Raw genomic sequence first — 24,630 nt, 5'->3', positions numbered from 1 at the left:
CGACGATTCATCTGCGCGAGGGTGACGTCGCATCCCGTACGAACGAAAAGGAGGTCGCGTCGGTGCTCGATCACGAACAGGTGGTCATCCGCGTCGGTCGCCGGTCCGGTCTGCCGGTGATTTCGGCCGTTCACTCCACCGCGCTCGGCCCGGCGGCCGGCGGACTCAGGCTCTGGCACTACCCGCACTGGCGCGACGGTCTCACCGACGCGCTGCGGCTGTCGGCCGGCATGACCCTGAAGATGGCCGTCGCCGGACTGCCCAGCGGCGGCGGGAAGACGGTGGTCGCGCTGCCCGAGGGCACGCGCCTGGCTCCGGACCGCAGGCGTGCCGTGCTCAGGGACGTGGCCGACGTCATCGCCTCGCTGGACGGGGCGTACGCCACCGGGCCGGACGTCGGAACCGGTCCGGACGACATGGCCGTCATCGGTGAGAGCACCCCGTATGTGTTCTGCCGGCCCGAGGGGTCGGGCGGAAGCGGCGACTCCTCGCCGCACACCGCCCTGGGCACGCTCGCCGCGCTGCGCGCCGTGTGCCGACACCTGTACGGCACGCCCGTCCTGGCCGGGCGCCGCCTCGCCGTGGTCGGTCTCGGCCGGGTCGGCGGCCATCTCGCGCGGCTGCTGGCGGCCGAGGGAGCCGCACTGACGGTCACCGACATCGATCCCGGGCGGCGGGCCGCGGCCGACGCGCTCGGCGCGGTCTGGCGCGGCCCTCGGGAGATCCTCGGCGACGACGTCGACATCCTCGTACCGGCGGCGCTCGGCTCGCTGCTCACCCGGGAGGCGGTGCCGCGCCTTCGCTGCCGTGCCGTCGTGGGACCGGCGAACAACCAGCTGGCCACGCCGGACGTCGCCGATCTGATGCGGCGTCACGACATCGTCTGGGTGCCCGACTACGTCGCCGGCGCGGGCGGAGTCGTGCACGCCGTCAGCACCGAGCTGCACCGGGCCGGACCCGACGAAGCCCGCGCACGGGTCCTCGCCGTCGAGAGGACCGTCACAGAGCTGCTCGGCACCGCGGAACGCGAGGGTGTCACACCCGCGCAGGCCGCCGCCGAGACGGCCCGCCGGCGGCTGCACGCGGCGTCCGACCGGCCGCGAGCGCAGCTCCCGGGGACCCTGGCCCTTCCCTGCCGTTCCCCGGCCGGCACATCGCGCCCCGTTCACCGAAAAGCACAGGCCCCGCTTCAACTCTTAGGAGACGGTGGAACCATGACCACTGCCATCGATCACTACGAGCACCTTCTCGCCGAGCACTACACCTGGATGCTCGGCGGCGACATGACCGCCGTCGCCGAGGGGCAGGCGCGCCTTCTGGGCGAACTCGGCGTCCGTCCCGGCGCCGCGGGGACGCGCGCCGCCGACCTCGGCTGCGGGCCCGGACCGCAGAGCCTCGCCCTGGCCTCGCTCGGCTTCTCACCCGTCCTGGCCGTCGACACCAGCGAGCCGCTGCTCGCCGAACTCACCGACCTCGCCAAGGGCGCCGGGCACGCCTCGGCCATCCGCCCCGTCCACGCCGACATCCGTACGGCGCTGACGGCACACGCCGAGCCGTCGTCCCTGGCCGCCGTGGTGTGCATGGGCGACACCCTGACCCATCTGCCGAGCGCCTCGGACGTGGCCGCGATGCTCGCGGACGCTGCCCGGTGCCTCGCCCCCGGCGGTCAACTGGTCCTCAGCCACCGGGACCTGACGCTCCCCCGCACGGGCACCGACCGCTTTCTGCCGGTGCGCGCCACCGAGGACCGGATCATGACCTGCGCCCTGGAGTACGTGGACGACGACACGGTCATGGTCCACGACCTGATCCACACCCGCGCCGGTACGGCATGGGACCTCCGGGTCAGCGCCTACCCCAAGCTCCGCCTCGGCCCCGCCCGCATCGTCGACTGGTGCCAGGACCTCGGGCTGGACGTCCGGCACAGCGCCGAAGGGCCGCGCGGGCAGCACATCGTCGTCGCGGTCAAACCGTGAGCCGCCGCCGAAGGCATCGGGGCGAAACCCGTACGGCCACCGGATTCTGACATTACCGTTCGGTAGACGTCGTTCCCGGAGCCTCCCGGAGGTGCTCGCCCATGACGCCCGACCGTGCCGCCGGCCTGGTGGAGACCCGGCGTGCGCTCGCCGAAGGGGAGGTGACCTCCCGGGCGCTGGTGGAGGGCGCACTGGCCCGGATCGAGGCGACGCAGGGGACGCTGAACGCCTTCCGGATCGTGCGGGCCGAGGCCGCGATCGCCGAAGCGGACGCCGCCGACCGGGAGTTGGCATCCGGTGCGCGGCGCCCGCTGCTCGGGGTGCCGGTGGCGGTGAAGGACGACATGGACGTGGCCGGGGAGCCGACCGCCTTCGGCTGTCCGGGCGCGTTCCCGCCGGTCGCCGAGGACGGGGAGGCGGTACGGCGGCTGCGCGCGGCCGGCGCGGTGATCGTCGGCAAGACGAACACGTGCGAGCTGGGGCAGTGGCCGTTCACCGAGGGGCCGGCGTTCGGGGACACCCGCAATCCCTGGCACCCCGGGCACACGCCCGGGGGTTCGTCCGGGGGCTCGGCCGCCGCCGTCGCCGCCGGGCTCGTCCCTGCCGCGCTCGGCTCCGACGGCGCCGGCTCGGTGCGCATCCCGGCGTCCTGGACCGGACTGATCGGCATCAAGCCGCAGCGCGGCCGGATATCGACCTGGCCGCACGGAGAGTCCTTCCAGGGCATCACGGTCAACGGCACGCTCGCCCGGACGGTCGCCGACGCGGCCCTGCTGCTGGACGCGGCGAGCGGCAACCACGCCCGGGACCCGCACCGGCCGCCCGCGCTGACGGTGGCGGACGCGGTCGGCCGCGACCCGGGGCGGCTGCGCATCGCCCTGTCCCTCAAGCCGCCGTTCACCGCCGTACCGGCCCGGCTGCATCCGGAGATCCGCGCCAGGGTCGTCGAACTGGCCGCGAAACTGGCCGCGTTGGGGCACGACGTCGAGGAGGCCGATCCGCCGTACGGGCAGATCGGACTGACCTTCGTGCCGCGTGCCACGGCCGGGATCGCCGAGCGGGTCCGCGAGGCGCCCGACCCGGCGCTGCTGGATCCGCGCACCCGGGACGCGGCCCGGCTCGGCCGCCTGCTCGGCGGGCCCCCGCTGCGGGCGGCCCGGCGCGCGGAGGCCGTCCTGCACCGGCGGATCGGCCGGTTCCTGGCGCGTTACGACATGATCCTCGCGCCCACGACGGCCGCTCCCCCGCCCCGGATCGGCGCCCTGTACCGGCTGCGCGGGCTGGCCACGGACCGCGCGATGATCGCCGCCTGCCCCTACGCCTGGCCGTGGAACGTGCTGGGCTGGCCGGGGCTGAACGTGCCCGCCGGATTCGCCGGGGGCGGTCTGCCGGTGGGCGCCCAGCTGCTCGGGCCCGCCGACAGCGAACCGCTGCTGGTGTCCGTCGCCGCCCAGTTGGAGGCGGAGCTGCGCTGGCACGAACGGTGGCCGCCGGAGCCCGCCTCGGCGCCGCGGGCCGCCTGACGGGCGGCCTCACCTCGCTCCCCGGCCCTGCGTCTCGAGGAGCCGCCGCGTCACGGCCGGGTCCAGTGCCGGGTTGGCGGCGGCCCGGTGGGCGAGTTCCGCGTCGGCGAGCAGCTCCGCGAGCCGGGCCGGCGGGAGGTTCGGGTGCCGGGCGGCCCCGGAGCGCACCTGCGCATCGGGGTCCCTGGTCAGACGGTCCACGGTGCCGGGCGGGGTCTGCGGGTCGCGTGCGGCCAGGGCGCGGACCAGCGGGTCTTCATGGTCGGCACAGCCGGCCAACCCGGCGCACGGAAAGTTCGGCCGGGTGGTCAGGCGGGCGCGCTCGGGTCCGGTGTACTCCAGGAAGCTGCGCAGCAGCAGTTCCGCCGGGGCGTCCGGGTGGTTCTGGGCCAGCAGCACCCGGACGCCGAGGTCGTCGTCCTCGGCCAGGCGCGCCACCAGGTCCGGCGCCAGTGTGTGCTCCCGGGCGGCACGCCGGCGCAGCAGGGGGTGCCCGGAGTGGGCGTCCCTGCGGACGGCTTCGGGGTCCCGTGGCGGCCAGGGTGCGGCGTGGGCGCCGAAGGGGCGGTCCATCGGGACCGTGTAGTCGACACGGGCCCGTTCCTCCTCGCTGAGGCCGGGGTGGACGGACACGGCCAGCCGTACGCGCGGATCGGGATCCGTGGCGAGGGTACGACGTTCGTCCGCGTCGAGGTCGGGGTGGCGGGCGACCGCCCCGCGGACGTCCGGGTCCGGGTCGGCGACGAGCACGTGCCGCTCGGCGGGCCCGAGATCCGCGCGGCCCGCGATCTGCTCCCGCACCTTCGGGTCCGGGTCGGCGGCCAGGAGGACGACCGTGTCGGGCGGGAGCGTGGGGTTGCCGGCGATCATCCACGTGTCGTCCTCGTCCGCCGGTGCGGTGAGCACGCCCTCGACGACGGCCCGGCTGAGCGCGGAGTGGAGCAGCAGATGGGTGCGGGAGTGACAGGGGCGGTCCGGCAGTTGGCTCTCCACCCACGCCGGATCCTCGTGGAGCGCACACGCCCGCGCAGCCTCGCGGACCCGTTCGTCCGGGTCCGCCAGCAGCGCGGCCCGCTCGTCGTCGGACATCCGGCTCCAGTGGAAGACGCCGTGGCGCCGCGCCTCGGCGTCCGGGTGGGCGGCCAGGGAGCGCATCAGCTCGGGGGACACGTTCCGGTACAGCGACCAGAGGTGCTCCGGCTCGTAGGTGGTGAGGATGCGGACCACGGCGGCGTCGGGCAGCGGCTTCGGCCGGTCCGGCTCGGTCGCCCGCGGCCCCTGGGCGACATGGGCGCGCACGAGCCACTCCGGATCGTCCACCAGCCGCGCCCGCTGTGCCGGATCGACATGGGGGTTGACGGCGAAGAAGCTCCGGGTGCGCGGGTCGGGGTGCGCGATCACGGCGTCCACGACCGCACCCGGCAGATCACGGTCCCGGCACAGCACCATCCGTACGGCGAGCGGCCCTTCGGCGAGCAACCGGAGAAGGACCTCCGGCGTCGCGGACGGATTGAGGGCGAGGCCGGCGAGCCGCCGCGCGGGAAGGTCCGCGTCCTCCCAGATCTGCTCAGGCGTGCGCATGCCCTCGGTCTCCCCCCGTACCGCCGAACCGCCGTCGCGGTCCCCCGCCGAAGACCTTAGGCGATCGGCCCAACACACGGGTGGGGCACGGCATATCCTCCGAGGAGCGGGGGACTGTGGGCCGGGAAACCCAAGAGTCGAGGAAAAGACCAGATGACGCCGCCGTCCGCGGCCGGCACCGGGCCGGCCGACCGCACCCCGGCGCACGCGCGCGTGCTGTGCGACACCCGGGCCCTGGCCGAGACCCCGCCCCTGCCCGGTGGAGCGCTGTGGGCGCTGGCCGAGAGCGGACGGCAGCTCGACGCCAACGTGGTCCGGATCGCCCCGGGCGACCGGATCACGACCCATGTCGAGCCCCTACTGGACGTGCTGCTCCTGGTCGTGGCCGGGGACGGCGTGCTCGGCAGGGGGCCCGGCGACGCACCTCAACCGCTCGCCGAGGGCGCCCTGGTCTGGCTGCCGCACGGTGCGCCGCGCAGCATCACCGCCGGTGCGGCGGGACTGACGTACGCGACCGTGCATCGACGCCGACCGGGCATGCGGATCGGCACGCGCCCGGACGCCTGACCGTCCGCACCGTCCGCGCCCTCGACCACCGGCCCGGCCACGGCACGCACCCGCCGCCTCGCCCGCACAACGCTCGGACGGCAGGCGCCCCTTGCGCCCGGGAAGCCGACCACTAGGGTGCCTGCGTGACCACGTATACCGATGAGAACGTCCCCGGCCGGTACGGCCCCCACGCGACCACCGAGGCCGACCCGCGCGAGGTCGGCCGGGTGCGCACCGAGTACTCCCCGGCCCACGACGGCGACCCCGACCCCGGCGAGATCGTATGGACATGGGTGCCGTTCGAGGAGAACGACGGCCGGGGCAAGGACCGCCCGGTGCTGGTCGTGGCCCGGGAGGCGGCGGGCACCTTCCTCGCCGTGCAGCTGTCCAGCAAGCGGCACGACGCCGACCGGGAGTGGGTGGCGATCGGCAGCGGGCCGTGGGACCGGTCGGACCGTGACTCGTGGGTGGACGTGGACCGTGTGCTGCGACTGCACGAGGAAGGCATGCGCCGTGAGGCGTGCGCACTGGACCGCATGCGGTTCAACCTCGTCCGGCAGCGGCTGCACGAGCGCTACGGCTGGACCTGACGCACCTCACGCCGCAGCCGTGGGCGCGCCCTCGGGGAACGCCTGGACGAAGGCCTCCCGGACCGTCGCTCCCGGCGTCCGGTCCAGCACCCCGAACACCACGTGCTCGAAGGTGCCGGCGAACCGGCCGCCGGGGCCGAGCAGCGCCCGGAAGGCGCCCGCGACCTCGGCCGGGTCGTTCTGGAAGACGCCGCAGCCCCAGGCGCCGAGCACCAGGCGGCGGTAGCCGTGGGCGGCGGCGGTCTCCAGCACCCGCTCGGCCCGCACGGCGAGGGCGCCCGGCAGGTCGGCGGCGCGCCGCGGTTCCGTACGCCGTACGACGCCCGCGTTGGGGGCGGCCGCGGTCAGGAAGCCCGCGAGATACGGCTGGGCCAGCAGCCGGCCCCGGTCGTCGCGGAAGACCGGGACGGCCGGTGAGTGGATCACCCGGTCCGTGTAGAACGGGTCGCGGTGGGCGCGGTGGTGGTCGTAGAAGGCGCGGGCCTGAAGCAGACAGGTGTACAGCGCGGAGGCGCGGCACAGGGCCTCTTCCTGGGCCTGCGCGCCGTTGAGGTAGCCGCCGCCCGGGTTGCGGGCCGAGGCGAAGTTCAGGACCGCGACCGGCGCGTCGGCCAGCCGGTGGGCGGCCTGCAGGCTGCTCTCGCCGGTGACCTCGAAAACCGTGCGGGCCTGCGGCCGGGAATCCGGGTGCGGCACGGGGACCGGTTGCGGGCCGAACATCCGCGTGCCGCTGCGCGCGGCCTCGATCCGCGCACCGACGGACACCTCGCGGCCGTCCGCCGTGCGATACCGGCCCGTGGCCACGACCGCTTCCGTCTCCGTGGCGATCCCGCGCAGGCGCGCGCTCACGGCGCCACCCCCGTGGACGCCGTACCCGCGGCCGGCGCGGTCTCCCCCGTCGTGCTCATGCACGCATCCTGGGCGATGCTGGTGATGGCGCGCAACGGGGTTTCCCGCACCCGGAACGGCCCGGAGAACACGTACGGAAACGGAGGTGACCGAACCGGAACATACCGCGGGGCACCCTTGTGCGAATCGGCTCGAGGGTCTTGGGTGGAACGCAATGTCTGCCTGGCCCGACGATCGAACCGGGCCGGTGGCATGGTGGAATCTCAGGAGGATCCCGACATGTCCGATGCACAGAGTGACGGTGGCGACTGTACGGACCACCGTACCGCCGTCACCGAAGCCGAGGTGGAAGCCCTGGTCAGGGGCATCTGCTTCAAGACCGGGCCGCCCCGTGCGCTCGGTGTCGAACTGGAATGGCTCGTCCATGAGCTGCGCTCACCGCAGCTCCCCGTGACACCCGAACGACTCCAGGCGGTCTACGCGGCACTGCGGGCCCTGCCCCTGCGATCGCCGCTCACCGTGGAGCCCGGCGGCCAGCTGGAGCTGAGTTCGCCGCCCGCCGCCTCCCTGATGGAGTGCATCACCACCGTCTCCGCCGACCTGGACGCCGTCCGCGCCGTCCTCGCCGCGGAGGGTCTCGGTCTGGTGGGCATCGGCCACGACCCGTGGCACACACCCCGCAGGTTCCTCCACGAGCCGCGCTACGACGCGATGGAGGCCTGTCTGGACCGCACCGGTCCCGCGGGCCGGCACATGATGTGCACCTCCGCCTCCGTGCAGGTCTGCGTGGACGCCGGCCATGAGGAGCCGGGCCCCCTCGGGCATGTGCGTCGCTGGTGGCTGGCGCATCAGCTGGGGGCGGTCCTGGTGGCCGCGTTCGCCAACTCCCCGCTGATGGGCCGCGAGCCCACGGGCTGGCAGTCCACCCGCCAGCTGATGTGGATGGAGATAGGCGCCGGCCGCGCGGGCGCTCCCCCGCTGGACGGCGACCCTCGGGCCGCCTGGGCCCGCCATGCGCTGGACTCGCCGGTGATGTGCGTACGGCGGGACAGCGGGCCGTGGGACGTGCCGGAGGGGCTCACCTTCCGGGAGTGGACCCGTTCCCGCTCGCCCCGGCCGCCCACCCGGGCGGACCTCGACTATCACCTGACCACCCTGTTCCCGCCGATCCGGCCGCGCGGCCACCTGGAACTGCGCATGATCGACGCGCAGCCCGGCGACGACGGATGGATCGTGCCGCTCGCGGTGACGGCGGCGCTGTTCGACGATCCGGAGGCCGCCGAGACCGCGTACCGGAGCGTGAAGCCGCTCGCGGAGCGGGCCCTGAACCTGCCCGCCCCGCACAACCCGCTGTGGACCGACGCGGCCCGGTCCGGGCTCGCCGACCCGGAGCTGCGGGAGGTCGCGGCCCTGTGCTTCGCGGCGGCGCTGGAGGCCCTGCCGCGGATCGGCGCCACCGCCGAGGTCACCGCAGCGGTGGCCGCGTACCGGGACCGCTATGTCGCCCGAGGCCGCAGCCCGGCCGACGATCTGCTGGACCGGCTGGACGGCAGCGAGCCGCTGTCGGCCCGGCCCGGCCGCACCGGGGGTACCGCCACCGCCCACGGGAGGAAGGACATCCGCACATGACCGCCCCGGAGACCGAGACCACGCCGCCCGAGGCGGACGGCGAGGCGCTGCGCGAACGGGCGCTCGCCTCGCTCACCACCGCCCGCGCCCGCACCACGCTGCTCACCAGCTGTGTCGAGGAACCGGACCTCACGGCCCAGCACTCGCCGCTGATGTCCCCGCTGGTGTGGGACCTCGCGCACATCGGCAACCAGGAGGAGCTGTGGCTGCTGCGCGCGGTGGGCGGCCGGGACGCCATGCGGCCCGAGATCGACAACCTGTACGACGCCTTCGAGCATCCGCGGGCCGAGCGGCCCTCGCTGCCGCTGCTGCCGCCCGCCGAGGCCCGCCACTACGCGGCCGAGGTGCGCGGCCGGGTCATGGACCTGCTGCAGGGCGCCGACTTCCATGGCTCCCGGCTGACCGAGGCCGGGTTCGCCTTCGGGATGATCGCCCAGCACGAACAGCAGCACGACGAGACCATGTTGATCACCCATCAGCTGAGGAGGGGCCCGCAGGCCCTGACCGCCCCGGACCCGGAGCCGACCGCGCCGTTCACCGGCCCGGCCGAAGTCCTGGTCCCCGGCGGCCCGTTCACGATGGGCACCTCGGCCGAGCCCTGGGCGCTGGACAACGAACGCCCGGCGCACGTCCGCCAGGTGGAGCCGTTCTGGATCGACACCACTCCGGTGACGAACGCGGCGTACCGGGCGTTCGTCGAGGACGGCGGCTACGACACCGAGCGCTGGTGGGCGCCGGAGGGCTGGACGCACATCAAGCGGCACTCGATCACCGCGCCGCTGTTCTGGCGCCGCGACGGCGCGCACTGGCTGCAGCGCCGCTTCGGGGTCACCGAGGCGGTGCCGCCCGATGAGCCGGTGCTGCATGTGTGCTGGTACGAGGCGGACGCCTACGCCCGCTGGGCCGGGCGCCGGCTGCCCACCGAGACGGAGTGGGAGAAGGCCGCCCGGCACGACCCGGCCACCGGCCGCTCACTGCGCTACCCCTGGGGCGACGCGGACCCGGCGCCGCAGCACGCCAACCTGGGCCAGCGCCATCTCCGGCCCGCACCCGCCGGCAGCTACCCGGCCGGCGCGTCACCCCTCGGCGTACGGCAGTTGATCGGTGACGTCTGGGAGTGGACGGCGAGCGACTTCCTGCCGTACCCGGGCTTCACGGCCTTCCCGTACAAGGAGTACTCGGAGGTGTTCTTCGGCTCCGACCACAAGGTGCTGCGCGGCGGTTCGTTCGCCGTGGACGCGGTGGCCTGCCGGGGCACGTTCCGCAACTGGGACTATCCGATCCGGCGGCAGATCTTCTCCGGGTTCCGCACCGCCCGCTCGGAGGCCGTCTGATGTGCCGTCATCTGGCCTATGTGGGGCCCGAGGAGCCCCTCGGGCGGCTTCTCACGGAGCCTGAGCACAGTCTGCTGCGCCAGTCGTGGGCGCCCCGGCGGCAGCGCTACGGCACGGTCAACGCCGATGGTTTCGGGGTCGGTTGGTATGCCCCGCAGGACCCGGTGCCGGCGCGCTACCGGCGGGCGGGGCCGATCTGGGCCGACCCGTCCTTCGCCGACCTGGCCCGGGTGGTGCGCTCCGGCGCCGTGCTCGCCGCCGTACGCGACGCGACGGTCGCGGGCGCGGACGGCGAGGCGGCCGCGGCGCCCTTCGCGTCCGGGCGGTGGCTGTTCAGCCACAACGGCGCCGTCGCGGGCTGGCCGGACTCGGCCGCCCCGCTGGTGTCCGCCCTGCCCCCGGTAGAGCTGCTGTCGCTCGAGGCCCGTACCGACTCGGCGTTCGTCTGGGCGCTGGTCCTGCACCGGCTGCGCGCGGGCGACGAGCCGGCCGAGGCCCTCGGCGCATCGGTTCGCCGGCTGGCCGAGGCGGCGCCCGCCTCCCGGCTCAACCTGCTGCTCACGGACGGCGCGACGATCGCCGCCACCGCCTGGGGCGACAGCCTCTGGTACCGCACGGAGCCCGGCCGCGGCACGGTCGTCGCCTCCGAACCGTACGACGACGACCCGCTCTGGCAGGAGGTCCCCGACCGCACCGTGCTCACCGCGAGCCGCGCCGGCGTGCTGCTCGCACCGCTGGAGGATCCAGCGTCCTCCCCCACTCTCGACTCAGTTCGAGCGGGGGCACCCCCATCACCGAAGGAGCCCTGCACGTGAGCCCCCTGCTTGTCACCCGCACCCTCCCCGAGGACGCGACGGACGCCGCGCTGCGTGCAGACGTCCGCAACGGCCTCACCGCCCACCCCAAGTGGCTGCCGCCCAAGTGGTTCTACGACGCGCGCGGCAGCGAGCTGTTCGAGCAGATCACCGAGCTGCCCGAGTACTACCCCACGCGCGCCGAGCGGGAGATCCTCGCCACCCGCTCCGGTGAGATCGCCGCGGCGAGCGGTGCCCGTACGCTGATCGAACTCGGCTCGGGCTCCTCGGAGAAGACCCGCTTTCTCCTCGACGCGCTCGAGCCCTCGGTGTACGTCCCGGTCGACGTCAGCGAGAGCGCCCTCACCCAGGCCGGGAAGGCTCTGGTCGAGGACCGCCAGGATCTCGAAGTCCACGCGCTGATCGCCGACTTCACCGCCCCGCTCACCCTGCCCGCCACCCCCGGACCCAGGCTGCTGGCCTTCCTCGGCGGCACGATCGGCAATCTGCTGCCCGAGGAGCGCGCGAAGTTCCTGGCCTCCGTGCGCTCGCTGCTCGCGCCGGGCGACGGGCTGCTGCTCGGCACGGACCTGGTCAAGGACGAGCGGGTGCTGGTGCGGGCGTACGACGACGCGGCCGGGGTGACGGCCGCGTTCAACAAGAACGTGCTGGCCGTCGTCGACCGCGAGCTGGGCGCCGACTTCGATCCGGACGCCTTCGACCATGTGGCCCTGTGGGACGCCGAGCGCGAGTGGATCGAGATGCGGCTGCGCTCCCGTACCGCGCAGACCGTGAAGGTGCCCGCGCTCGACCTCGCCGTGGACTTCGCGGCGGGCGAGGACCTGCGCACCGAGGTGTCGGCCAAGTTCCGCAGGCACGGGGTGAGCGCCGAACTGGCCGCCGCCGACCTGGAGCTGACCCACTGGTGGACGGACAGCGAGGCACGCTTCGCGCTGTCGCTGAGCGTGGTGCGCTGAGTCAGACGTCCGGCGTGAGCCGCTCGGTCACCCTGGCCGAGGCCCGGCGGGCCTCGGCCGCCGGGTCCGCTCCGCCCAGCACCCGGGTCATGTACTCCTTGATCGGGTTGTCGGCCTCGACGTCGGCCCACTGAGGGGTGCTGGGGGTCGCCCGGCCGTGCGCCGCGCCCGCGGCCATGGCGGCGACCCCCTCCTCGCCCGTGACCGCGCTCGCCAGCGTGGTCTTGTTGGGCACGTAGTTCATGGTGCGGGCGAGTTCGGTGTCCCACTTGGCGCCGGTGAGCGCCCCGACGACGGCGGTCGCGGCGAACTGGTCCCCGGTGTTGTCCGGGACGACGAGGTCGGAGCCCCCGGTGAACACGGTGCCGGGGCGTGCGGCGCTCTTCCCGGGCACCGGGAAGAAGCCCAGCTTGCCGTTGAGGCCGGGGTTCTGCCGCACGATCGACTGGGCGAGCCCCGGTACGGCGACGATCTGCGCCACCTTGCCGCCGGCGAACACCCCGGCCTGGGGCGGGTGTTCCTCGTCGGCGTCCGCCGGGCCGGCGCCCAGCGCCTGCAGCCGCCGGTAGAAGTCCATGCCGCGCAGCGCGGCCGGGCTGTCGAGGGTGCCCTTCCATCTGTAGTCCCGCTGCTCGGCGAGGTCGCCGCCCTCGTCCCAGATGAACCCCGAGAGGGTGTACCAGTCCTGTCCGGCGAGGTAGATGCCCTGGATTCCGCCGGAGTTCAGCTTCTCGGTGTCGGTGAGCCATTCCGCGCGGGTCCTCGGGGGGCGGGTGATGCCGGCCGCCTCGAAGAGGTCCTTGCGGTAGACGACGACACGGTTGGCCGCGTACCAGGGGATGCCGTACTGCGCGTTGCCGTCCTTGCCGGGCTCGGCGAGGCCGGGCAGCCAGGCGTCCTTGCCCCAGTCGCGCATCGACTCCAGTGTGAGGTCGGCGAGCCGGCCGCCGTCCGCGTACAGCGGCACCTGGGTGTTGCCGACCTCGATGACGTCGGGTCCGTGGCCGGAGTCGTCCGTGAGGGCCTTGCGGACCTTGTCGACGATGCCGGTCCATTCCTGGATGCGGATGTCGAGGCGCAGGTCCGTGTGGGTGCGTTCGAAGTCCTCGGTGAAACGCCGGAGAAAGTCCTTGGACGCGCTGTCCTTCATCAGCCACACGGTGACGGTCTTGCGCTCGTGCTCGCCCGGGAGCATCCCGCAGGCGCTCACGAGGCAACCGGTGGCACACACGAGGGCGAGCAGACGTCGTCTCACGAGGGGTCCTGTTCTGTCTGGCGAAGGGTGCGGACAGGGGTGGGGGCCCGACGTGGGGGGACGAGCGGTGCCGCTCGTACGGGTGTGCTGGATTTTGGTATGGACCAATGCGGAGGTCAAGGGTCGGCCGCGGTATCTCCGGGACACCGTGCGGGCGGAGCGGGGATGGGGCACGGTGGAGTACGGCGTGACACGAGAGGAGCACCCTCATGTCGAATCACACCTACCGCGTCACCGAGATCGTCGGCACCTCGCACGAGGGCATCGACCAGGCCATCCGCAACGGCATCGCCCGCGCCGACCAGACAGTGCGCAATCTGGACTGGTTCGAGGTGACCCAGGTACGCGGCCAGATCGAGAACGGGCGGATCGAGCACTACCAGGTGGGGCTGAAGGTGGGCTTCCGCATCGAGGACGAGACCTGACGCGAGCCGGTCCCCTCTCCCGTCTCAGGTGCGGCCCTCCCGCTCCTGGACCTCCTGCAGCACTTCGGACTTCGCGGCCCAGCGGGCCCGTACGACGGTGAACCCGGCGCGCTCGGCATCGTCGCAGACCAGCTCGTCGTCGTCGACGAGAACACGTATCTCGCGGTCCTGGGCGAGCCGGCGCAGGATCTCCAGCTTGGCGAACCGGGCGGGCCTGCGATCGGCGTTGCCGCGCATGTGGACGGGCCCCTCCGGCAGCCCGTGGGCCGCGAGCCAGTCCAACGTGTCGCGCCGGCACCGCTCGGGGCGACCGGTGAGATAGACCACCTCGCACGTGCGGGCACTGTCCACGACCAGCGCGACGCCCTCGGCGAGGGGCGGGTCCGCGGGCGCGGCGGCGAAGAACCCGGCCCAGTCCCTCGGCTTCGCGTCCAGGAAGTGCTGCCGGTGAGCCGTGTCGGCCAGGGTGTTGTCGAGGTCGAACACGGCGAGTGGTCGCCTGCTGCTGTCGGTCACCCGGCCACCCTAGCCAGGCGCCGCGCCTGCGGGAATCCCCGACCCGTCAGGACGTTGAAACCTGCGTGAGCAGCACAGTGATCGCCCGGACCCGGTTCTCCCTCCTCGACCGCTCCCGCACCCGCGAGGGGCATCCGCCCGGCCAGGCGCTGCGGGACACCGTCGCGCTGGCCCAGCGGGCGGAGGCGCTCGGCTACCACCGGCTGTGGGTGTCCGAGCACCACGGCGTGCCCGGCGTCGCCGGATCCGCCCCGACCGTGCTCGCCGCCGCGGTCGCCGCGGCCACCCGGACGATCCGGGTCGGCACCGGCGGGGTCATGCTGCCCAACCACCGGCCCCTCGTCGTCGCCGAGCAGTTCGGCGTCCTGGAGTCCCTGTTCCCGGGCCGGATCGACATGGGGCTCGGGCGGTCCGTCGGCTTCACCGACGGGGTGCGCAAGGCCCTCGGCCGGGACAAGGAGGACGCCGAGGACTTCGCGGCACAGCTCGGCGAGTTGCTCGGCTGGTTCGAGGGCGGCTCGCCGACCGGGGTGCGGGCGCGGCCCGCCGAAGGGCTGCGCGTGCCGCCGTTCGTCCTGGCCATGGGCGAGGGCGCGCGGATCGCGGCGCGCGCGGGGCTGCCGATGGTGATCGGCGACCTGCGCGGCCGCGAGAAGATGCTGCGCGGCATCGACGAGTACCGCACTCTCTTCCGCCCCTCCCCCTGGGCCCGCGAGCCGTACGTCGTGATCTCCGGGACGGTCGCGGTCGCCGGCACCGAGGAGGAGGCACGGCGGCTGCTGGTCCCGGAGGCCTGGTCGACGGCGTACGCGCGCACCCACGGCACCTTCCCGCCGCTCGCCCCGGCCGAGGAGATCGAGGCCCGCCCGATGACCGGGAAGGAGCGGGGCCTTTACGAGGCCGGGCTCGCCGGGCACCTGGCCGGCACCGGGGACCGGGTCGCCCATGAGCTGGAGACGGTGCTGAAGGAGACGGGCGCCGACGAGGTCCTGGTCACCACCAGCAGTTATGACCGTACGGCCCTGCTGGACTCCCATCGCCGGCTCGCCGCGCTGTTCGCGCCGGAGCGCTGACGGCCCCGAGATGCGGGCGGGCCCGGGGCCGGTGACCCTGGGAGGGGAAGTCCCGATCGACGAGGAGGGCTGCCATGTCCGTGATGGACAAGCTCAAGCAGATGCTCAAGGGCCACGAGGACCAGGCCAAGACGGGCGTCGACAAGGCCGGCGACATGATCGACGGCAGGACCCAGGGCAAGTACCGCTCCCAGGTCGACACCGCGCAGAAGAAAGCGGACGAGTACATCGACCAGAACCGCCAGGACAACCCTCCGCAGTAGCGGCGCACGGGCGCGGCTAGAGTTGTGCGCCTATGCACAGCCCTCAGGACCAGTACGTCCGCGTCCGCGGCGCCCGTGAACACAATCTCCGAGGCGTCGACGTCGACATCCCCCGCGACGTACTGGCCGTGTTCACTGGCGTCTCCGGCTCGGGTAAGTCCTCCCTGGCGTTCGGCACGATCTACGCCGAGGCGCAGCGGCGGTACTTCGAGTCGGTGGCGCCCTACGCGCGCCGGCTGATCCACCAGGTCGGGGCGCCGAAGGTCGGCGAGATCACCGGGCTGCCGCCGGCGGTCTCGCTGCAGCAGCGCCGCGCGGCTCCCACCTCCCGTTCCTCGGTGGGCACGGTCACCAATCTCTCCAACTCGCTGCGCATGCTGTTCTCGCGCGCCGGGGAGTATCCGCCCGGTGCGCGGCGCCTCGATTCGGACGCGTTCTCGCCGAACACGGCGGCCGGCGCCTGCCCCGAGTGCCACGGCCTCGGCCACGTGCACGACACCACCGAGGAGTTGCTGGTCCCGGACCCCTCGCTGTCCGTCCGCGACGGCGCCATCGCCGCCTGGCCGGGCGCCTGGCAGGGCAAGAACCTGCGGGACATCCTCGACACGCTCGGCCACGACGTGGACCGGCCCTGGCGCGAGCTGCCCGCCGGGGCGCGGGAGTGGATCCTGTTCACGGACGAGCAGCCGGTCGTCACCGTCCATCCCGTCCGGGACGCCGACCGCATCCAACGGCCGTATCAGGGCACGTACATGAGCGCCCGCCGGTATGTGCTGAAGACGTTCTCGGACACCAGGTCCGCCTCGCTGCGGGCGAAGGCGGAGCGGTTCCTGACCAGTACGCCCTGCCAGGTGTGCGGGGGCAGCCGGCTGCGGCCCGAGGCGCTCGCGGTGACCTTCGGCGGACGGACCATCGCCGACCTGGCCGCACTGCCGCTGACCGACCTCGCCAATGCGCTCGACGGCCGGGACGAGACGGCCCGGGTGCTCACCGAGGACCTCACGTCCCGGATCGCGCCGGTGGTCGAGTTGGGCCTCGGCTATCTGAGCCTGGACCGGGCCACCCCCACCCTGTCCGCGGGCGAGCTGCAACGGCTGCGGCTCGCCACACAGCTGCGTTCCGGGCTGTTCGGCGTGGTGTACGTGCTGGACGAGCCGTCCGCCGGGCTGCACCCGGCGGACACCGAGGCGCTGCTGACCGTGCTGGACCGGCTGAAGACCGCGGGCAACTCGGTGTTCGTGGTCGAACACCACCTGGAGGTGGTGCGCGGCGCCGACTGGCTCGTGGACGTGGGGCCCGGCGCGGGCGAGCACGGCGGACGCGTGCTGTACAGCGGGCCGCCGGCCGAGCTGGCGTCGGTGGCGGAGTCGGCGACGGCCGCGTTCCTCTTCGACGAGTCCCCCGGGCCCGCGCGTGAAGTCCGCGAGCCGCGCGGCTGGTTGACGGTGGGTCCGGTGACCCGGCACAACCTGCGCGGGGTGCGGGCCGAGTTCCCGCTCGGCGCGTTCACCGCCGTCACCGGAGTCTCCGGATCGGGAAAGTCCACACTGATCGGCGAGTTGACGGAGGATCTGGCGGGCGTGGACCGGCTGGTCCGGGTCGACCAGCGGCCGATCGGGCGGACCCCGCGCTCCAACCTCGCCACCTACACGGGCCTGTTCGACGTCGTCCGCAAGGTGTTCGCCGGCACCGAGGAGGCGCGGGCGCGCGGATACGGCGTCGGCCGGTTCTCCTTCAACGTGGCCGAAGGGCGCTGTGAGACCTGCCAGGGCGAGGGGTTCGTCAGCGTCGAGCTGCTGTTCCTGCCGAGCACGTACGCGCCCTGCCCGGACTGCGGCGGCGCCCGCTACAACCCGGCGACGCTCGAGGTGGCGTACCGGGATCGGACCATCGCCGAGGTGCTCGATCTGACCGTGGAGGGCGCGGCGGAGTTCTTCGCGGACGTCCCGGCCGCCGGCGGCAGCCTTCGCACCCTGCTCGACGTGGGCCTCGGCTATCTGCGGCTCGGGCAGCCGGCGACCGAGCTGTCCGGGGGCGAGGCCCAGCGGATCAAGCTGGCGAGCGAGCTGCAGCGCGGACGGCGCGGCCACACCCTCTATCTGCTGGACGAGCCGACGACCGGACTGCACCCGGCCGATGTGGAGGTGCTGATGGACCGGCTGCACGGGCTGGTCGACGCCGGGCACACGGTCGTGGTGGTCGAGCACGACATGACGGTGGTCGCGGGCGCCGACTGGGTGGTCGACCTGGGACCCGGCGGCGGTGACCGGGGCGGCCGGGTCGTGGCGTGCGGTCCGCCGGAGCGGGTGGCCCGGTCGGCGGACAGCGCCACGGCGCCGTACCTGGCACGGGTCGTGCCCTGAGCGCCGCGCACCGCCGACGCATGCCCAATGCATCGATGTGGTAACCGAGTTGGCCCGCCGGAGGCGAGCGCCGGTGATCCTTGACGATAATGTCGCGGTGTCCACTTCACCCGAACTCGAACTCGACGACGGCACACCGGTCCGCTTCGTGCTCGCCCCGGGGACGGGCGCGCCCCCGGCCGCGCCGGACGACGACCTTCCCGCGGGGCTGGGCCGGGTGATGCCGGTCGGGGCGGGCGGCCGGGCCGTCGCGAACTTCGCGGCCGACGCGCTGCGCGGCGCGCTGCGCCCCATCGGCCCGCTGCTGCAGGAGGTCCACGACGCGGCCACGGCGGTGCCCGAGCCGCCGACCGAGCTGAGCGTGACCTTCGGGGTGCAGGTCGGCCAGGATCTGAAGTTCGGGATCGTCGGGGCCGCCGGGCAGGCGCATCTCACCGTCACCGCCAGCTGGAAGCCCGTTCCGGACAGCGGAACGACCCGCGCGGAGTGACGGGTGGGCTGGTTCCACACTGCGGGAGAGGGTGCCGTCCACCCGTCCCGGTATGTCGTGACCGTGCGGCGCGCCGAGGACGGCAGGACGGCGGGCGCGGGGCTCGTCCTCGCCCCTGACACGGTGCTGACCTGCGCGCATGTCGTCAATGCCGCGCTCGGCCGGGACATGTTCCACACCGCGGCACCGGGCGCCCGGGACGTGCCCGTCGAGGTGCGCGGGTCCACCGCGGGGTCCTCGCGCCGGATCGCCCGGGTCGCCCACTGGATCCCGCCGCGGGCCCGGGACGGCGGACCGGTCAGACCGGGCGTCGACGTGTGGCTCGGCGACCTCGCCGTGCTGCGCGTCGACACCCCGGCCGCGGGGCTGCCCGGCGGCCCCCGCCAGGCCCCCCTGTCCGTCGGCCAGAAGCTCGACGCCTGGCACGGCAGCAGCCGCGACGCCACCGTCGCAAGGCTCACCGTCGCCGCCCTGAACGGCCCGCACGGCTTTGTCGACGGCGCGCCCACCGGTATGGCCGTCGGCCCCGGCTACAGCGGCGGCCCCCTGTGGTGCCACGAGGAGAAGGCCGTGGTCGGCCTCGTCGCCGGGCACTTCATGCCCCTCGACGACGCCGGGGACCCGCTCCCGCTCGACTTCCAGAACGTCATCCGGCGCAGCTGGGTCATCCCCTGGCAGTCCGTCGAGGCCGAACTGCGGTCCCTGGGCGTGCTGGAGCGGGTCCGGCCGACGCCGCCCGACACCGACGAGCACGCCTTCGAGCTGCTGGTGCAGGCGATCGAGGACGCGCTGCCCTCCCCCAGCGGGCGCGGCGACTGCGCGCGCCGGCTGGCCCGGCTGTGCGGGGCGGAGCACGGCAGCGACGTCCGCCCGCCCTCCGCAGAGGACTTCGCCGCGTTCCTGCTGACCCATCCGCGCGCCCTCGCGGCACTGACCGGGCTGCTGCGCCGGGACGACCCGACGTCCACCGACCGGCTGCTGGCCGCCGGCGCCCTCTCCCGCACGCCCCGGCTGCTGTCCCCTGTCGAGTACGCGGACCTGAGCAGACAGCTGCGGGCCCTCGCGCCCGCCGTGCTGGGCCGGTTCCCGGAGTCGGTCCGCGCCGCGTTGCCGCATCTGGCCGCGGAGCCCGGCGGCGACAGCGTGGACGCGCTGGTCGACCGTCTGGAGATCCTGCCCGGGGACGGCCGGGCGAGCGGGGACGAGCGCCGGGTGCCCGCGCTGCTGCGGGTGCTGGAGTACCTCGCCGCCCTCGCCCCCGACACCCCGCGGGCCCGGCTGCGGATCTGGTCGGACGGGGTGGCGGGCCGGCTCGGCATCACGCGCTCCGCGCTGGGCGAACGCCGCTACGACGCCCAGGAGTGGGCGCGCTCGGTGCGCGGACGGGCCGCGCGGGTGCGGGTCCTGGTGCAGGTGGCGCAGGCCGGGCGGGGGCGGCACCGGCTGCGGATCTGGTGCGACGAGGGCGCCGGGCCCCGGCAGGTGTCCACCGAGAGCGTGCGGACGTACGCGGCCTCGCAGGCGGCCCGTGAGGTCTTGCGGGTCCTGGACTCGCTCACGCCCCCGCCCGAGGACGAGCGCCCCCCGCTGGTGGAGGTGCTCGTGGACCGCGGCGGGCTCAATCTGCCCGTCGACGAGTGGGCGGCGCGGGATCCGGCCGAGCTGGTGCCGGGCGTGCTCGGCGTGGAGTTCCCGCTGGTCGTGCACTGTCCCGAACTCCTGCGCCGCAACGGGCGGTTCGTCTCCCGCTGGCGCAGCAGATGGAGCCGGCTGGACTCCGGCAAGACGCTCGTCGTCTCCGATCCCGCCGAACGGGACACGCTCTACTCCCAGCTCGTCAACCAACTCGACACGGTACGCGTCTGCGTTGACGTGACCCCGGGTCCTCCCCGGGACCGCATCGTGCAGACCTGCCTGGCCCTGGGCATACCTGTGGTGATGTGGGACCGCGGCGAGGACGGCCCCTCGCACAGCGTCCGGCACATGGCCGAGGTCGCCACCCGGGAACTGCCCGACGGCGTCCACAGCTACCGGGCCAACGCCCAGGCCAATCCACCCGAGTTCCCCGGCCGTCCGGTCCTCGCCTGGGCCGACGCCGACCGCACCGTCCCTCGGCTGCATCTGTCCGAACCCCAGGAGGGCCCATGACTTCCGCCGCCGACGCCGACTGGCGACTGTTCCGAGGCGACGGCGTGCCCCGGGACGTCGCCCTCCCCTCCGCCCCGCCCTGGCGGCGCTTCGCCCCGGCGCGCACGCCACGTCCGCAGCTGCCGTACGTGATCGACCCGCGGCACGCCGACATCGTCAACGCGGCGCTGCATCTGCGCCGTCCGCTGCTGGTGACCGGGCCCGCGGGCACCGGCAAGTCGTCGCTGGCCCGCGCCGTCGCGCTCGAACTGCGCCTCGGCGAGCTGCTGCGCTGGTCCGTCACCAGCCGCTCCACGGTGCCGGACGCCCTCTACGTCTACGACGCGATCGGCCGGTTGCGCGAGACCACCCTCAGCCGGGACCGCGGTGAACGCGAGCCGTCCATCGGGCAGTTCATCCGGCTCGGGCCGCTCGGTACGGCACTGGTGGCGTCAGCCGCGCCGCGCTGTCTGCTCATCGACGAGATGGACAAGGGCGATGTCGACCTGCCCAACGATCTGCTCACCGTGTTCGAGGAGGGCTACTTCGAGATCAAGGAGCTGGTGCGGCTGCCGGAGGACACCGCCGACGTGGAGGTGCAGACCTCCGACCACCGGGGCACGGTCCGCGTGCACCAAGGGCTCGTGCAGTGCGCCGAGTTCCCCGTCGTGATCATCACGAGCAACGGCGAGCGGGACTTCCCGCCCGCCTTTCTGCGCCGGTGTCTGCGGCTGGAGCTGCCGGTGCCCGACGAGGAGCGGCTGCGCACCATCGTCGCCGCGCACCTGGGCGAGGAGGCGCTGCGGGAGGCCGACGACCTGATCGACGCGTTCCTGCGCCGCCGCGCCCTCGGTGAACTGGCCACCGACCAGCTGCTGAACGCCGTGTTCCTGCGCACCGGTGGCGTCGACCTGGACGCCGACGGTCTGCTGGACGCCGTACTGCACCAGCTCACCGGGGCGATGTGACCGTGGCGGGCGGGGGCGGGCGGATGGCCGAGGCCCTGCGGGTGCTGGCCGCCTGCGGGCACGATCTGGACGCGGACCAGGTCCTCGACGTGCTGTGGCTCGCCCGCCGTCTGCCCGCCGGCGCCGACGCGCCGCTGCTGCGCGAGCCGGAGCCGCCGCCGGGCCGCACGGCGCCCGACCCCGCGCCCGAGCCCGGCCCGGCCGCGCGGCAGCCGCAGCCGCCGGACCCCGCCGACCCCGACCTGCCCGACCTCACCGCTCCCGCCCTGTACGCGGCGGCCCGGCGCGATCCCGTGCCCGAGGTGCGGCTCGCCCCGTCCGCGCCGGAGTCGCGCCGGGCGATGCCGGTCCGGGTGCCCGAGGACAAGGCCCTCGGCGACGAACTCCAGCTCGGCCGGGCGCTGCGGCCGTTGCGCCGCCGTCTGGACAGCCGCCACCGCATGGAGATCGACGAGGAGCGCACCGCCGCCCAGCTCGCCGAGACCGGCCTGCCCGACGTGGTGGAGCGTCCGGTGCGGGAGCGCTGGCTGAATCTGGCGCTGCTCGTCGACGACGGCCTGTCGATGCTGCTGTGGCACCGGCTCGGCGCCGAACTGCGCACCCTGCTGGAGCGGTTGGGCGCCTTCGCCACCACCCGGGTCCTCGGCCTCGACACCCGCGCCGCCCGCGAACCCCGGCTGCACGCACGGCCGTTCCGGCCCGAGAGCGGGGCCCTGCCGCTGAGCACGGTCAACGACCCCTCGGGCCGCACCCTGGTCCTCGTCGTCAGCGACGGCATGGGGGCCGCCTGGCGCTCCGGGGCCCTGCACCGGCTGCTGGCCCGGTGGGCGACGCGCGGCCCGACCGCGGTGCTGCAGACGCTGCCGCCGGACATGTGGGAGGCCTCCGGCATCGCCGCGGAGCGCTGGCAGGCCACCACGCGGCGGATCGGCGGCGCCAACGCGGCCTGGGAGGTGAGCGATCCGGTGCTGCCGCCGGAGCTGTCCTCCTTCGACACGGTGCCCGTGCCCGTCCTGGAGCCGACCGCCGAGTCGCTGCGGGACTGGGCGCGGCTGCTCGCCTCGCCCGGCACCACCGTGGAGCTGCCGCTGCTCGCCCACCCCGACCCGTACGGCAGCGTGTCCGACGCCCGGGACCTGACCGGCGCCCAGCACTTCCGGGACGCGGCCACCCCGGAGGCGTACCGGCTGGCGGCCCATCTCGCGGCGGTCTCGCCGCTGTCGGTGCCGGTGATGCGGCTGGTGCAGTCGGCGGTGCCGTGGCCGGCCACGACCTCGCATCTGGCGGAGGTGTTCCTGGGCGGCCTGGTCCGGCCGCATCCGGCGCCGGTGCCCGGCCCGCTGCCCGCCAAGCACCGGGTGTTCGACTTCGCCGAGGAGTCCAAGTCGGTGCTGCTGGACTCCGTCCCGCAGGCCGAACTGCTGCGCACCAGCCGCCGGATCGGCCGCCATCTGGAGGAACTCGCGGGCAACTCGCCCGACTTCCCGGCCTGGCTGGCCCATCCGGACGGCTCGGCCCAGCTGCCGGGCACCCACCAGCCGTTCACCAGTGTCGAACGCCGACTGCTCGCCCGCTTCGGGGTGTCCTTCGACCGGTTCCCCGGCGTGCCCGCCCGGGGGCCGGAGCGGACCGCCGAGGCGGCCGACGGCTGGGCGCCGCTGACCGGGGCGGATCCCGTGCGGCTCGGCCCGTACACGCTGCGCGACCGGCGCCAGGGCCGCCGTACCGTCCTGTACCGGGGCAGTGACGCGCAGGGCACCGAGGTGGTGCTGCGCACGCCCCGGCCCGATCTTCCGGCGGCCAACGCCCAGTTGATCGCGACGGAGGCGGAGGCGATGTCCCGGTTGCAGGGACAGTACGCGCCCGCGCTGCTCGCCAGCGGGCTGGCGGACTCCCCGCCCTGGGTCGCCATGGCACCGATCGGCGACCGGGAGTCCAGGGACGGTGGGGCGCCGCGGCTGTCCGAGGTGTTCGCCCGGTCCCTGCAGCACGGCACCGCCCCGTTCGACCTCGTGCGCGGTCTGCTGGTGTCCTGGCACGTGGCGAACGCGCTCGCCCTGTGCCACGCGGCGGGGCTGGTGCCCGCCGACTTCACCATGGACAGCGTGTACGTGCTGCGCCGCACCGTGGCGCTCGCCGATCTGTCCGACTACGCCGTCGACGGCCGGTATCTGGGCTCCGGTCCGGCGCCGACCGCCGCGGACAGCATCCGCGCGCTGGGTGCGCTGCTGCAGCTGATCAGCAGCAAGGCCGGCGTGGAGGTGCCGAGTCTGCCGGAGGGCATGCATCTGTGGCAGGGCGACGGCTGGGAGCAGCTGCGCCGCCTGGTGCTGCGCTGCCTGGACGACGCCCCGGCCCGCCGGCCCACCGCCAGCGAGGTCGCCGACGCCCTGGCCAAGTACATCGCCCTGGCCCGGCTACGGGGCGGCGACGACGGGCCGGCCCCGCTGACGCCGGCGGTCGGCCGGCCGGCCGCGCCCGTGCGGCTCACCCCGCCGGCCGCGCCCCAGGAGCAGCCGCAGGCCGGGCAGTTGCCGCTGTCCCGCTTCAAGGCGGCCCGCGCGCAGACCAAGGAACGGCTGGCCCGGCTGCGCGAGCCGCTCGCGTTCAGCAGGCGACTGACGCTGATCAGCGCCCACCACTACAGCGCCCGGGCCACCACGACGGTCGCGCTGGGCTCGCTGCTGGCCGCCGTGCGCGGTGAACCCGTCCTCGCCGTCGACGGCGCGGCCACCGAAGGGGCACTCGCCGCCTTCCTGCCCCAGGGCCGCGACCGGGCCGTGCCGCGGGATCTGGCCGCCCTGTCCCGCGGCCCCTCCTACGATCGGATCCGCGCCCACACCACACGCCTCGGCTCGGGCCTCGAGGTGATCGCGCACCGCGCCGGGCACTACGGGCCCAACGCCGCGCACGCCCAGGAGTACCTGCGGGTGCTGGCCCATACGGCGCCGTACTACTCCTTCGTACTCACCGACTGGGCGCCGGTGCGCACCGATCCGGCGCTGGAGATGGTCCTCGACCACACGGACCGGCTCATCGTGTGCTGCGGCACCGCCGACTCCTTCCGGGACGACGCGGTGCGCACGCTCGACCGGATCCGGGAGGCGGGGCGCCACGAGGCGGCGGAGCACGCGGTCGTCGTGGCCACCCGGACCGACGGCTCCCACCGCCGGGGGCTGCCCCCCGACTTCCACCGACGGCTGGGCATCCCGCCCGATCATGTGGTGCACGTCCCCTTCGACACCGCCCTGCAGTCGCCGCGCTGGGAGCTGAAGGATCTGCGCGCGGCCAGCGTGGAGGCCTATCTGCGGCTGGCGGAGCTGGCGGTGGGCCCGCTGCCGTAGACGG

The 24,630-nt window shown here is 74.3% G+C and carries 20 protein-coding genes; 16 read left to right on the top strand and 4 right to left on the bottom strand.

The features are described 5' to 3' along the window. Positions 1-62: 62 nt before the first annotated feature. Together AQI95_RS49165 and AQI95_RS25855 are read left to right on the top strand one after the other, a co-directional pair. Entirely contained in the window at positions 63-1,976 is a 1,914-nt protein-coding gene (locus AQI95_RS49165; RefSeq protein ID WP_067128442.1) for a Glu/Leu/Phe/Val dehydrogenase dimerization domain-containing protein, read from the top strand. Positions 1,977-2,077: 101 nt separating this feature from the next. Continuing rightward, on the top strand, positions 2,078-3,499 hold the full coding sequence (locus AQI95_RS25855; protein ID WP_067128439.1) for an amidase: 1,422 nt from the start codon (positions 2,078-2,080) through the stop codon (positions 3,497-3,499). A gap of 9 nt (positions 3,500-3,508) precedes the next feature. Here AQI95_RS25855 and AQI95_RS25850 read toward each other — a convergent pair whose 3' ends face one another. Further along, positions 3,509-5,080: a hypothetical protein gene (locus AQI95_RS25850; RefSeq protein ID WP_067128436.1), complete on the bottom strand. Its 1,572-nt coding sequence runs from the start codon at positions 5,078-5,080 to the stop codon at positions 3,509-3,511. A 153-nt stretch (positions 5,081-5,233) separates the two neighbouring features. On the opposite strand from AQI95_RS25850, the gene AQI95_RS25845 reads away from it, so the two are divergent. Together AQI95_RS25845 and AQI95_RS25840 are read left to right on the top strand one after the other, a co-directional pair. Continuing rightward, positions 5,234-5,647, top strand: coding sequence for a hypothetical protein (locus tag AQI95_RS25845; protein WP_067128432.1), 414 nt, complete (start codon positions 5,234-5,236; stop codon positions 5,645-5,647). Positions 5,648-5,772: 125 nt separating this feature from the next. Beyond that, positions 5,773-6,219 (top strand): type II toxin-antitoxin system PemK/MazF family toxin, encoded by a 447-nt coding sequence (locus AQI95_RS25840; RefSeq protein WP_067128429.1) that lies wholly within the window; start codon positions 5,773-5,775, stop codon positions 6,217-6,219. 6 nt (positions 6,220-6,225) lie between these two features. On the opposite strand, the gene AQI95_RS25835 is transcribed toward AQI95_RS25840, so the two are convergent. Further along, positions 6,226-7,068: a TIGR02452 family protein gene (locus tag AQI95_RS25835; RefSeq protein WP_067128611.1), complete on the bottom strand. Its 843-nt coding sequence runs from the start codon at positions 7,066-7,068 to the stop codon at positions 6,226-6,228. Positions 7,069-7,347: 279 nt separating this feature from the next. Here AQI95_RS25835 and egtA point away from each other — a divergent pair, with 279 nt between their 5' ends. Genes egtA through egtD form a run of 4 tightly spaced genes read left to right on the top strand, consistent with a single transcriptional unit; the run spans position 7,348 to position 11,802 of the window. Next, positions 7,348-8,697, top strand: coding sequence for an ergothioneine biosynthesis glutamate--cysteine ligase EgtA (gene egtA / locus AQI95_RS25830; RefSeq protein WP_067128426.1), 1,350 nt, complete (start codon positions 7,348-7,350; stop codon positions 8,695-8,697). After that, positions 8,694-10,031 carry an ergothioneine biosynthesis protein EgtB gene (gene egtB / locus AQI95_RS25825; RefSeq protein ID WP_067128423.1) on the top strand — a complete coding sequence of 446 codons (1,338 nt, stop codon included), beginning with the start codon at positions 8,694-8,696 and terminating at the stop codon, positions 10,029-10,031. The genes egtA and egtB overlap by 4 nt, the downstream gene beginning before the upstream one ends. Next, positions 10,031-10,846: an ergothioneine biosynthesis protein EgtC gene (gene egtC / locus AQI95_RS25820; protein ID WP_067128420.1), complete on the top strand. Its 816-nt coding sequence runs from the start codon at positions 10,031-10,033 to the stop codon at positions 10,844-10,846. Before egtB ends, egtC begins: the two co-directional genes overlap by 1 nt. Then, the gene (gene egtD, locus AQI95_RS25815; RefSeq protein ID WP_067128417.1) at positions 10,843-11,802 is read left to right on the top strand and encodes an L-histidine N(alpha)-methyltransferase; all 960 of its coding nucleotides are present in this window, start codon (positions 10,843-10,845) and stop codon (positions 11,800-11,802) included. Before egtC ends, egtD begins: the two co-directional genes overlap by 4 nt. Before the next feature lies 1 nt (position 11,803). Here the strand turns inward: egtD and AQI95_RS25810 are convergent, their stop codons facing one another. Further along, a complete protein-coding gene (locus tag AQI95_RS25810) occupies positions 11,804-13,057 on the bottom strand; it encodes an extracellular solute-binding protein (protein WP_067128414.1) in 1,254 nt (417 codons plus the stop codon). A gap of 209 nt (positions 13,058-13,266) precedes the next feature. On the opposite strand from AQI95_RS25810, the gene AQI95_RS25805 reads away from it, so the two are divergent. Continuing rightward, a complete protein-coding gene (locus tag AQI95_RS25805; RefSeq protein ID WP_067128412.1) occupies positions 13,267-13,482 on the top strand; it encodes a dodecin in 216 nt (71 codons plus the stop codon). A 24-nt stretch (positions 13,483-13,506) separates the two neighbouring features. On the opposite strand, the gene AQI95_RS25800 is transcribed toward AQI95_RS25805, so the two are convergent. Further along, positions 13,507-13,998 (bottom strand): phosphatase domain-containing protein, encoded by a 492-nt coding sequence (locus AQI95_RS25800; RefSeq protein ID WP_067128409.1) that lies wholly within the window; start codon positions 13,996-13,998, stop codon positions 13,507-13,509. Positions 13,999-14,063: 65 nt separating this feature from the next. On the opposite strand from AQI95_RS25800, the gene AQI95_RS25795 reads away from it, so the two are divergent. The 7 genes from AQI95_RS25795 to AQI95_RS25765 all read left to right on the top strand — a co-directional run bounded on the left by AQI95_RS25795 (position 14,064) and on the right by AQI95_RS25765 (position 24,626). After that, the gene (locus AQI95_RS25795; protein WP_067128406.1) at positions 14,064-15,071 is read left to right on the top strand and encodes an LLM class flavin-dependent oxidoreductase; all 1,008 of its coding nucleotides are present in this window, start codon (positions 14,064-14,066) and stop codon (positions 15,069-15,071) included. Positions 15,072-15,145: 74 nt separating this feature from the next. Next, entirely contained in the window at positions 15,146-15,334 is a 189-nt protein-coding gene (locus AQI95_RS25790) for an antitoxin (RefSeq protein ID WP_067128403.1), read from the top strand. 32 nt (positions 15,335-15,366) lie between these two features. Then, positions 15,367-17,697: an excinuclease ABC subunit UvrA gene (locus AQI95_RS25785; RefSeq protein WP_067128400.1), complete on the top strand. Its 2,331-nt coding sequence runs from the start codon at positions 15,367-15,369 to the stop codon at positions 17,695-17,697. A gap of 97 nt (positions 17,698-17,794) precedes the next feature. Beyond that, positions 17,795-18,187 (top strand): CU044_2847 family protein, encoded by a 393-nt coding sequence (locus AQI95_RS25780; protein ID WP_067128397.1) that lies wholly within the window; start codon positions 17,795-17,797, stop codon positions 18,185-18,187. A gap of 3 nt (positions 18,188-18,190) precedes the next feature. Then, positions 18,191-20,335: a VMAP-C domain-containing protein gene (locus AQI95_RS25775; RefSeq protein ID WP_067128394.1), complete on the top strand. Its 2,145-nt coding sequence runs from the start codon at positions 18,191-18,193 to the stop codon at positions 20,333-20,335. Then, positions 20,332-21,282 carry an AAA family ATPase gene (locus tag AQI95_RS25770; RefSeq protein WP_067128391.1) on the top strand — a complete coding sequence of 317 codons (951 nt, stop codon included), beginning with the start codon at positions 20,332-20,334 and terminating at the stop codon, positions 21,280-21,282. The genes AQI95_RS25775 and AQI95_RS25770 overlap by 4 nt, the downstream gene beginning before the upstream one ends. Before the next feature lie 23 nt (positions 21,283-21,305). Further along, a complete protein-coding gene (locus AQI95_RS25765) occupies positions 21,306-24,626 on the top strand; it encodes an SAV_2336 N-terminal domain-related protein (protein WP_067128388.1) in 3,321 nt (1,106 codons plus the stop codon). The last annotated feature ends 4 nt before the right edge of the window (positions 24,627-24,630 follow it).

It is taken from the genome of Streptomyces yokosukanensis (assembly GCF_001514035.1).
Lineage (GTDB): Bacteria > Actinomycetota > Actinomycetes > Streptomycetales > Streptomycetaceae > Streptomyces > Streptomyces yokosukanensis.
Note: the sequence above shows the minus strand (reverse complement) of the source record. Positions and strands in the feature narration are given on the sequence as shown.

Coding starts and splice junctions, on each gene's coding strand:
- egtC (WP_067128420.1), top strand. CDS start 10,031: ATGTGCCGTCATCTGGCCTATGTGGGGCCCGAGGAGCCCCTCGGGCGG.
- AQI95_RS25845 (WP_067128432.1), top strand. CDS start 5,234: ATGACGCCGCCGTCCGCGGCCGGCACCGGGCCGGCCGACCGCACCCCG.
- AQI95_RS25850 (WP_067128436.1), bottom strand. CDS start 5,080: ATGCGCACGCCTGAGCAGATCTGGGAGGACGCGGACCTTCCCGCGCGG.
- AQI95_RS25805 (WP_067128412.1), top strand. CDS start 13,267: ATGTCGAATCACACCTACCGCGTCACCGAGATCGTCGGCACCTCGCAC.
- egtA (WP_067128426.1), top strand. CDS start 7,348: ATGTCCGATGCACAGAGTGACGGTGGCGACTGTACGGACCACCGTACC.
- AQI95_RS25855 (WP_067128439.1), top strand. CDS start 2,078: ATGACGCCCGACCGTGCCGCCGGCCTGGTGGAGACCCGGCGTGCGCTC.
- AQI95_RS25790 (WP_067128403.1), top strand. CDS start 15,146: ATGTCCGTGATGGACAAGCTCAAGCAGATGCTCAAGGGCCACGAGGAC.
- AQI95_RS25785 (WP_067128400.1), top strand. CDS start 15,367: ATGCACAGCCCTCAGGACCAGTACGTCCGCGTCCGCGGCGCCCGTGAA.
- egtB (WP_067128423.1), top strand. CDS start 8,694: ATGACCGCCCCGGAGACCGAGACCACGCCGCCCGAGGCGGACGGCGAG.
- AQI95_RS25765 (WP_067128388.1), top strand. CDS start 21,306: ATGGCCGAGGCCCTGCGGGTGCTGGCCGCCTGCGGGCACGATCTGGAC.
- AQI95_RS25770 (WP_067128391.1), top strand. CDS start 20,332: ATGACTTCCGCCGCCGACGCCGACTGGCGACTGTTCCGAGGCGACGGC.